The 8,875-nt window shown below is 65.6% G+C and carries 10 protein-coding genes; 2 read left to right on the forward strand and 8 right to left on the reverse strand.

The window, feature by feature from the left end; translation table 11 throughout:
* From WCB02_RS23865 to WCB02_RS23885, 5 genes are all read right to left on the reverse strand, one after another.
* Positions 1–241, reverse strand: a 241-nt coding sequence (locus tag WCB02_RS23865; protein ID WP_423962019.1) for a hypothetical protein, incomplete at its 3' end; no start/stop codon positions are given.
* A 124-nt stretch (positions 242–365) separates the two neighbouring features.
* Positions 366–1,163: a crotonase/enoyl-CoA hydratase family protein gene (locus WCB02_RS23870; RefSeq protein ID WP_423962020.1), complete on the reverse strand. Its 798-nt coding sequence runs from the start codon at positions 1,161–1,163 to the stop codon at positions 366–368.
* A 41-nt stretch (positions 1,164–1,204) separates the two neighbouring features.
* Entirely contained in the window at positions 1,205–1,717 is a 513-nt protein-coding gene (locus WCB02_RS23875; RefSeq protein ID WP_423962022.1) for a GNAT family N-acetyltransferase, read from the reverse strand.
* Positions 1,718–1,728: 11 nt separating this feature from the next.
* On the reverse strand, positions 1,729–2,643 hold the full coding sequence (locus WCB02_RS23880; protein ID WP_423962023.1) for a phosphoribosylaminoimidazolesuccinocarboxamide synthase: 915 nt from the start codon (positions 2,641–2,643) through the stop codon (positions 1,729–1,731).
* Positions 2,644–2,713: 70 nt separating this feature from the next.
* Positions 2,714–3,631 carry a pirin family protein gene (locus WCB02_RS23885; protein ID WP_423962026.1) on the reverse strand — a complete coding sequence of 306 codons (918 nt, stop codon included), beginning with the start codon at positions 3,629–3,631 and terminating at the stop codon, positions 2,714–2,716.
* 288 nt (positions 3,632–3,919) lie between these two features.
* Between WCB02_RS23885 and WCB02_RS23890 the strand changes: the two genes are divergently transcribed.
* Positions 3,920–4,486, forward strand: coding sequence for a GNAT family N-acetyltransferase (locus WCB02_RS23890; RefSeq protein ID WP_423962027.1), 567 nt, complete (start codon positions 3,920–3,922; stop codon positions 4,484–4,486).
* Positions 4,487–4,608: 122 nt separating this feature from the next.
* Here the strand turns inward: WCB02_RS23890 and WCB02_RS23895 are convergent, their stop codons facing one another.
* Positions 4,609–5,979, reverse strand: coding sequence for an MmgE/PrpD family protein (locus WCB02_RS23895; protein ID WP_423962029.1), 1,371 nt, complete (start codon positions 5,977–5,979; stop codon positions 4,609–4,611).
* Positions 5,980–6,123: 144 nt separating this feature from the next.
* Here WCB02_RS23895 and WCB02_RS23900 point away from each other — a divergent pair, with 144 nt between their 5' ends.
* Positions 6,124–7,242: an FUSC family protein gene (locus tag WCB02_RS23900; RefSeq protein ID WP_423962032.1), complete on the forward strand. Its 1,119-nt coding sequence runs from the start codon at positions 6,124–6,126 to the stop codon at positions 7,240–7,242.
* Between the two features lie 177 nt (positions 7,243–7,419).
* Here the strand turns inward: WCB02_RS23900 and WCB02_RS23905 are convergent, their stop codons facing one another.
* Positions 7,420–7,899 (reverse strand): DUF2867 domain-containing protein, encoded by a 480-nt coding sequence (locus WCB02_RS23905; RefSeq protein ID WP_423962034.1) that lies wholly within the window; start codon positions 7,897–7,899, stop codon positions 7,420–7,422.
* Positions 7,900–7,956: 57 nt separating this feature from the next.
* A partial coding sequence (locus WCB02_RS23910; RefSeq protein ID WP_423962036.1) for a UDP-N-acetylglucosamine 1-carboxyvinyltransferase occupies positions 7,957–8,875 on the reverse strand: 919 nt, incomplete at its 5' end.

Below are 8,875 nucleotides of genomic sequence, written 5' to 3' on the forward strand. Positions count from 1 at the left end.
CTTCCAGGCCAAGGATGAGACCGATCGGCAACCTGGACTGCCACGGTGCCAACAGGATGAGTGACATGAACAACACCCCGCCGAAGTGAACCAGCACCGGCGTCACGAAAGCGTGGACGCCGCCCGCTGCCGGCGTGGACGAGAGGCTGACGCTCAGCGTGATCACGACGAACAGCAGGCCGGCGAAGGTCGCCGCCGCCGTACCCGCCATGATGTAGAAGTTCTCCCAGCCATGAAGCATGGAACGCCTCGCCGCAGCTCGGTTCTCGTCGGCAGCGAAATCTACTATCCAGCAGGGGAAGTGGATTGATCCAGGTCAGGTACTCCTGTGACCCTTTGAGGGAGACGTGTGTCGTGCGGCTCCCTCAAGTGCTGCCGCCGAATGAACCATGACGTCCGAAGCCAGAGGCGAAGCGCGCCGCGCCGGACAGCGTCTCGCCGGACGCGATGACCTCGAGGCCGCCGAGCAGCTCCGCTGCAATCGCCTCTTCCTCCGAGAGATCCCATTGCCGCAGCGCCGACAGCCGGTCCGCGCGCAGACAGGTCTGCGGGAATCGCGCGATGTCCTTCGCCAGCGCAGTCGCCTGAGCGCGGGTCTCGCCTTTGGGTACCAGCCGGTTCGCCAGCCCCATGCGCAGAGCCTCGGCGCCGCCGACCGGGCGGCCGGTCAGGATCAGGTCGATCGCCTGCGAGTGGCCGATCAGCCGCGGCAGACGGATGGTGCCGAGATCGATCAGCGGCACGCCGAAGCGGCGGCAGAAGATACCGAATGTGGCGTCTTCGGCGACCACGCGGATATCGGCCCATAGGGCAAGCTCCATGCCCCCGGCGACCGCAAAGCCTTCCACCGCTGCGATCACGGGTTTCGACAGTCGCAGCCGGCTTGGTCCCATTGGTGCGATCGAATCATGGCCGCCGATCTCGCGCCTCTTGTTCGGATCGCCAGCAGCGACAGCCTTGAGATCGGCGCCCGCGCAGAATGCGCCGCCGGTTCCGGTGAATACCGCGACCGACGCATCACCGTCAGCGTCGAAGGCGAGAAACGCATCGTAGAGCTTGCGCGCGGTGGCGCCATCGACGGCATTGCGGCAATGCGGACGATTGATGGCGACGACGGTGACGGGCCCATCGCGCTCGACCACAACGGAATCAGGTTCGGACATGGCTTCTCTCCTGAGTTTTTGACCCGGACGCCGCCGGAGCGTCAGCGCTCGATCACCCAGCGCGTCACGGCCTGATGATAGTTGAGCGGGCCGGGCACCGTCATATGAGTCTTGAGATATTTGAAGCCAGCCTTCTGCAGCGCGCGGTTGGGCGCGATATTGAAGGCATTCGGTTCGCAGAACAGCCGTTTCAGCTTCAGCCGTTCGAAATAGATCTCGGCGCTGCGCTTGACGCATTCGGCCCCGATCCCCCGATTGCGGCGCTCCGGGTCGATCACGTGAAGATGCATGTGGGCTTGTTCGCCGTACCTGATCTTGTCGGACGTCGAAAAGCCGATCGGGCTATCGTCCAGCAGCCAGGTCAGCACCACCCAGGCGCGTTGCTCGATCGGCCGGGCGGCCTCACGCTGGAACCGCTCGCGCCAGCTTTCCGGCGCAGGCAGACGGCTGGGATCGACGCCGAGCATCTCAAGATGTTCCGCGGACGCTCCGAGAAAGTAGTCGATGATGATATCGATCTCCGAATTCATCATCTCCCGGACCGTCGGCGTCATTGACCGGCTCCTCAAATCACGAGATCGCTGCCCGTGATGCGCCGATAGGCTTCGAGATAGCGCTTGCTGGTTGCCTCCACCACGCTCGCCGGCAAGGGCGGCGGTGGCGCCTCGCCGTTCCAGCGGCCGGCGCCGCGCTCGGCATCGAGATGGTCGCGCAACGGCTGCTTGTCGAAACTCGGCTGCGGCTGGCCCGGACGATAGGCATCGACCGCCCAGAACCGCGAGCTGTCGGGCGTCATCACCTCGTCGATCAGGATGATGCGGCCATCCGGGTCGCGGCCGAATTCGAATTTGGTGTCGGCGATGATGATGCCCTGGTCGCGGCTGAGCTTTTCGCCGAGCGTATAGATCGCCCGCGTCATGCTCTCCAGTGTATAGGCAGTCTCCTCGCCGACGATCTCGCGCATGCGCGCGATCGTGATGTTCTCGTCATGCCCGGTCTCGGCCTTGGTCGCGGGCGAGAAGATCGCGGGCTCGAGCTTGGCGCTTTCGACCAGGCCCTCCGCGAGCCTCTCGCCCGCCAGCGTGCCATGCGCGGCATATTCCTTCCACGCCGAGCCGGAGAGATAGCCGCGGATCACGCATTCGATCGGAAACACGGTCGTGCGCCGGCACAGCATGGCCCGCCCGAGGATGTCCGCGCGATGGCCTTGCAGCGCCGGCACCTCGCGGATGATCTCGTCGGCGTCAGCGGAGATCATGTGGTGCGGCACGACGCCCTCGAGCTCGTTGAACCAGTAGGCGGAGATCTGGGTCAGCACCGCGCCCTTCATCGGGATGGTCTCGGCCATCACGACGTCAAAGGCCGAAATGCGATCGGTGGTCAGAAGCAGCACGCGGTCGTCGCCGATGGCGTAGAGGTCGCGGACCTTGCCGCGTCCGATTTTCGGCAAAGGCAGGTCGCTCGCAAGCATCGTCGTCATCGGGAGAACTTTCGAAGCAGGACACTATCGCGCGGGTGGCGCGAGACGTCGGAGATGAAGATGGATTAGCCTATTCCGGCAGCGGAATGAACTCGTGCTCCTGGGGAACGGGTGCGAAACGACCGGTTTTCCAGTCCTGCTTGGCCTGTTCGATGCGTTCCTTGCTGGACGAGACGAAATTCCACCAGATGTGGCGCGGGCCTTCCAGCGCGTCGCCGCCCAGAAACATCATCCGGGTCGGCTCGATGGTTCGCACCGTGATACGATCACCGGGCCGGAACACCAGCAGGCACGGCCCCTGGTAGCGCTCATTGGCGATCTCAACCTCGCCGTCGACGAGATAGATCGCGCGCTCTTCGTGATCAGGGTCCAGCGGCACACTGACATCGGCCCCCGCGGTCACTTCGGTATAGAACCACGGCGACGCCATCTTGACCGGCGAGGCGACGCCGAACGACGCGCCGGCGATCACCCGGGCGCTGAAACCGCTGTCTCTGATCATCGGCAGGTCGGCGGCGGCATAATGCTGGAACGATGGCGAAATCTCCTCGGAATCCCCGGGCAGCGCGATCCAGCTCTGCAAACCCAGCATCTTCTGGCCACTCTGGCGCTGCAGGTCCGGCGTGCGCTCGGAATGAGCGATGCCGCGGCCCGCGGTCATCAGGTTCATCGCGCCGGGCTGAATCTCCTGGATGTTGCCCTCGCTGTCGCGGTGCATGATGCTGCCGTCGAACAAATAGGTGACGGTGGCAAGCCCGATATGCGGATGCGGCCGTACGTCCATGCCCTTGCCGGACACGAACTGCACCGGGCCGAAATGATCGAAGAAGATGAAGGGCCCGACCATCTGCCGCTTGCCGTGCGGCAGCGCGCGGCGCACTGCAAAGCCATCGCCGAGGTCGCGGGTGCGCGGCACGATGACGAGCTCCAGCGCGTCGCAGGAGGCCGGATCGCCGAGCACGGGATCATTGGAAGGGAGCCAGCTCATGAGGGCCTCCAGTGATTTTCTTTGAAACCAGCATAACAGCCCGGCTCGATCCGTGGCGAGTGCCGTCGACGACAAGGGACTGTCAAGAGATCGTCATATCCGGCAGGCGGGTCGGCTCGGCCGGCCTGACAACAAGCCTTGTGCCGGTAATCCCGGTGCCTTAGCCCTGTAACAGGCATGGCGTCGACGGTCGGGCATTGGCAAATCGAAAAGACTCGTCTTTCGAACGTCTGTGCCGGGCCAGCACCGCGCAGCGCAGCTACGTTCGACAAAAGGGAGCCAGTCGTCATGATGTATTCCATCAAGCCGGGCACTTGGCTGGCTGAAATGAACGGTCCCAGAGTCGAAACCGAGCGGCTGATCCTGCGGCAATGGCGCGGCTCCGATGTCGCCCCCAACACCGCGATGCTGTCCGATCCCGATACCGCGCGCTTCATCACGGCGGACGGCAAAGCCGTGACGGAAACGATGAACGGCTGGCGCAACGCGGCGATCATGGCCGGGCATTGGGTGCTGCACGGGGTCGGCATGTTCGTGGTCGAGGAAAAAGCATCCGGCAGGTTCGTCGGCCGCGTCGGCCCATGGTTGCCGCCGGGCTGGCCGGGATTTGAAGTCGGCTGGGGCATCGCCAAGGAATTCCGCGGCAGCGGTTATGCGGTGGAGGCCGCGCGGGCCGCGATTAATTGGTCGTTCGCGACCTTCGAACTCGATCGCATCATCCATTGCATCGATCGCGAAAATGCCGCGTCGCAAGCGGTCGCGCTGCGACTCGGGGCCGAGATCGATGGCAAGACCGATCTGTTCGGGCATGTCGCCGATATCTGGGTGACCAGGCGCAGCGCGTGGCAGGATTAGCGAGCGGCGAGAACAGCAGTCTCCACGAGCTCAGTCGCGGAGAGTCTCCTCATCCGAAATTCGCTGCGAATTTCGGCCCTTTCCGCCCGCAGAGAGAATACGAGAACTCGCAAGCGATGATCCTATTGCCGCCCCAAATGCGTCGCCTGCTCGACCCGGTCGAACCGTTCCAGCGACAGGATGGCGTCGGCGAGCTCGTCGGCGCCGCCACTCAGCACCGGGCGGGCCAGCGCCAGGAACTTGTGCTGCATCGCTGCGGCGTCCGGGAACGAATTGGGCTCGCCGGACGGATCGGCATAGAGCCGCTCGTGCGCGCCGTCATCGGTGGTGATCGAGACCCTGGCGCCGAAGGGATGGCTGCGGCCGGTTTCGAGGCGGTCGTCCTGCACCACGTCGAACTTGTCGGCGAGCGCGTCGATCGCGGCATCGCCGAGCCGGCCGTAGTCGTCCCAACCGAACCGGCCCTGGTCGAGCGCCACCGCGCCGGTGAAGAACATCGAGAACTGTCCGCCGACCACCGAGCGCGGATGCCGTTTTGTAGCGGCATCGCCGGTCAGCGTGATGCCGTTGCGGTGCAGCCCGACCTCGACCCGCTTGATGTGGTCCGGCGTCAGATTATGCTCGCGCCGCATCGCGATGATCGCGTCAAGGGCCGCGTGGGTGTAGCGGCAGCTCGGGTAGGGTTTGACGCCGATCTTCATTGTCTCATAGCTCGAACCGAGGCCGGCGACCGCCTTGTCGGGATGCGCGTCGTCGCTGTAGCCGACGAGCAGCCCATGCTTGCCCTCGATCGATTCGGTCGCACCGACGAAATCGTTGCGCGCCAGCGCGGCGGCGATCACGCCGTTCATGGCGGCAGCGCCAACCTGGTAGCGCTTGTTCCAGGCGCCGTTGACCAGGAACTGCAGTGAGCCCGCGGCCTGGCTGCCGGAAACGCCGAAGGCCGCGACGATCTGCGCCGGCGACAGTCCGAACAGTTTCGCAGCGGCTGCGGCGGCGCCATAGGTTCCCGCGGTCGCGGTGGGATGGAAACCGCGCGCATAATGCGAGGTCGGATCGAGGGCATTGCCGAGCCGGCAGCACACCTCATAGCCGGCGACGATGGCCGTCAGCACGTCTCGGCCGCTTGCCCCGACCATTTCGCCGATTGCGAAGGCCGCGGGCACCACCGGCGCGCTCGGATGCAGCGAGGAGTCGGCGTGGGTGTCGTCGAAATCCAGCGAATGGCCGAGCGCGCCATTGAGCAGGGCTGCGACCGCCGGTGTCCAGGTCTTGCTGTCGCCGAACACGGTGGCTGCTCCCTTGCCATCGAGCGCCAGCGCTTCGAGCATCTTCAGCAGCGAAGGCGTGGATTCCGCGTCGCGCCGGGCCCGGATCGCGCTGCCGAGGAAATCCAGCGTCAGCACCTTGGCGCGATCCAATACCTCCGGCGGTATGTCTTCATATTCCAGCTCGGCGACATAGTCCGCCAGCGTCGCGGTTTCATGGGCCATCGGGGTTTCCTCGTTTTGAAGCACAGCGTAGGCGGCCGGATGGCGGGTTTCAAGCCGCCGGCGAGACGCGCCAAGCCTGACTGGTCAAAGCTGCACGCAATGTCGTTTACAACGGGGCCGGCGTGCAACATACCGGAACGCATGATGGCTTTCCCAAAACGACTGGTCGGCCGGTTGCGGGCCCGCAAGGCGCAATTGGCTCTGGCAGTCCGGGTCACCGTGGCGGCCTTCGCCGCGCTTTCCATCTCGATGGCGCTGCACCTGATGTTACCGCTCTGGGCGGTGCTGACGTCGCTCATCGTGACCCAGATGAGCGTCGGGCGGTCGCTGAAGGCGACCCGCGACTACATGTTCGGGACGATCGGCGGCGCAGTCTACGGCGGTGCCATCGCCATCCTGATTCCGCATTCCGGCGAGCCGGAATTGCTGGCGCTGCTAGTGCTGGCGGTCGCACCGCTGGCCTTCATCGCCTCGATCAATCCGAGCCTCAACACCGCGACCGTGACGGCGGTGATCGTGCTCCTGGTGCCGGCGATGAGCCACGCCAGCCCGCTCGCATCGGCTGTCGACCGCGTTCTCGAAGTCGCCGTCGGCGCCTGCACCGGGCTTCTGGTGTCCTTTGTCGTGCTGCCGTCTCGGGCGCACAGCCAGCTGCGCATCAGCGCGGCACAGACGCTCGAACTGATCGCGGCGGCGCTGGCCGAGCTGCTCGCCGGCCTGTCGCGCGGACGTGACACCGACGCGCTGCACCGCATCCAGGATGGCATCGGCGCGGCGCTGGTCGGGTTGAACGCGACCGGTGCGGAAGCCGAGCGCGAGCGTACCGCTCATCTGGCGTCGGGACCGGACACCGGGCCGCTGCTGCGGACCATTTTGCGGCTGCGTCATGACGTCGTGATGATCGGACGGGCGAGCGTGGTGCCGCTGTCGTCCGATTTGCAAGCCCGGCTGGCCGCCCCAATGGCAGAGGTCAGTGGGTCGATCGTCGGCTATCTCAGGTCCACGGCGGCAGCGTTGCGAAGCGGGGCTAGTCCTCCGCAGATCGCGCCGATTTTTGCGGCCGGAGCGACCTATGCCGCGGAGGTTGCAGCCGTCCGCAACGATGGCCTGACCCGCGGCCTTTCCGGCGAGGCGGCGGAGCGATTTTTCGCGCTGGGCTTCTCGATCGAGCAGATGCGCCAGAATCTGATCGATCTCGAGCGTTGCGTGGCCGAGTGGTCCGACACGCCGCCACCGGCGGCGCCGCCGCGGGCGGAGGCGTAAGGTCAACGCCGAGAAAGCCGAAGCGTCGCGCCGCTGGATGCCGCTGCGGCCGTGTGTCAGGCCCTTGCTCGTGATCCGCCAGATCGGCCGAGCCGGGAGGTTGAAAGCGCGGCGCAACGAAAACAACTGATCGACGGAGAGCGTCATGGCGGGTCGCGCATTTGAGCGTCCGGCGGCCTACGACCGAACGAAGGCGTGGCGCAGCATGGCCCGGGTCACCAAACGATGGAACGGCAGGATCGTTGCAAGATAGACGCGGCCGAGCAGATTGTGCGTCAGCACCAGCGTCGTCGCGGTCACGCGTCGTCCATCGCCCGAGGCCGCGACGTCGATCACGACCCGGAAATCCAGATGCCTGTCGTTGAAGCCCGCGACCAGCCGGTCGGGGCTTTCGCTCACCACCGGAAAGATTCCGATCAGGCCGCCCGGCGTGCGCTCGCCAGCGCCCGACGTTTTCAGGCCGAGCGGCGCGACCATCAGGTTGCGCAGCGTCAGCAGCGCATCGATCCAGCGCGGTCCCCGCGCCAACATCCTCTCGGCGGCCTGTCTTGCGCCGAGCGCGCGATCCGCAACCAAAACCGAGAAGGCATCGGCGAACTGCGCGCCGGGCAGCAATACGCCGGAATCGACGTTCGGCGGCACTTGCTCTATCGTCATCGCGGCGTCAATCTGTTTGCGACCATCCGAAACGCAAGGGGGTGGCGGCTTTGAGGACTACCGCCCCCGCTCCGGCACCCGCGTGATCTTTGCCCCTAGCGCATTCAGCCGCTCCTCGATGCGCTCATAGCCGCGCTCGATCTGGTCCGCATTGTTGATTGTGCTGGTGCCCTCGGCGCAGACCGCGGCGAGCAACATGGCCATGCCGGCGCGGATGTCGGGGGAAATCATCGAAGCGCCGCGCAGCCGGCTCGGGCCTGCCACGACCGCGCGATGCGGGTCGCACAGCACGATGCGCGCGCCCATCGAGATCAGCTTGTCGACGAAGAACATCCGGGATTCGAACATCTTCTCGAACATCAGGATGACGCCTTCGCATTGCGTCGCGGTGACGATGGCGATCGACATCAGATCGGCGGGAAACGCCGGCCATGGCTGATCCTCGAGTTTCGGCACATGGCCGCCGAAATCATCCTGGATCTTGAGGGTCTGGTCGGAGGGCACGATCAGGTCGTCGCCGGCGACCTCGCAGACGATGCCGAGCCGTTCGAACCCCATCCGGATCGAGCGCAGATGCTCGACGCCTGCGCGCACGATGCGCAGCGGCGAGCGCGTCACCGCGGCAAGCCCGATCAGCGAGCCGACCTCGATATGGTCGGGCTGGATCGAATAGCTCGCCTGCCCGAGCGTCGCCTGCCCGTGCACCACCATGGTGTTGGTGCCGACGCCCTCGATGCGCGCGCCGAGCGCAACCAAAAAATGCGCCAGATCCTGCACATGCGGCTCGGAGGCAGCGTTGCGCAGATAGGTCGTGCCGTGCGCGGCGACGGCGGCGACGAGGGCGTTTTCCGTCGCGGTGACGCTGGGCTCGTCGAGGAAGACGTCGGCGCCCCTGAGCTGCGAGCTGCGGAACACCAGCCGGTCGGTCGCCACCACGCTGGCGCCGAGCTGCTCGAAGGCGAGAAAATGCGTATCG

The sequence above is a fragment of the Bradyrhizobium sp. genome (genome assembly GCF_049581145.1).
GTDB lineage: Bacteria > Pseudomonadota > Alphaproteobacteria > Rhizobiales > Xanthobacteraceae > Bradyrhizobium.

Coding starts and splice junctions, on each gene's coding strand:
- WCB02_RS23905 (WP_423962034.1), bottom strand. CDS start 7,899: ATGACGATAGAGCAAGTGCCGCCGAACGTCGATTCCGGCGTATTGCTG.
- WCB02_RS23890 (WP_423962027.1), top strand. CDS start 3,920: ATGATGTATTCCATCAAGCCGGGCACTTGGCTGGCTGAAATGAACGGT.
- WCB02_RS23885 (WP_423962026.1), bottom strand. CDS start 3,631: ATGAGCTGGCTCCCTTCCAATGATCCCGTGCTCGGCGATCCGGCCTCC.
- WCB02_RS23880 (WP_423962023.1), bottom strand. CDS start 2,643: ATGACGACGATGCTTGCGAGCGACCTGCCTTTGCCGAAAATCGGACGC.
- WCB02_RS23895 (WP_423962029.1), bottom strand. CDS start 5,979: ATGGCCCATGAAACCGCGACGCTGGCGGACTATGTCGCCGAGCTGGAA.
- WCB02_RS23870 (WP_423962020.1), bottom strand. CDS start 1,163: ATGTCCGAACCTGATTCCGTTGTGGTCGAGCGCGATGGGCCCGTCACC.
- WCB02_RS23875 (WP_423962022.1), bottom strand. CDS start 1,717: ATGACGCCGACGGTCCGGGAGATGATGAATTCGGAGATCGATATCATC.
- WCB02_RS23900 (WP_423962032.1), top strand. CDS start 6,124: ATGGCTTTCCCAAAACGACTGGTCGGCCGGTTGCGGGCCCGCAAGGCG.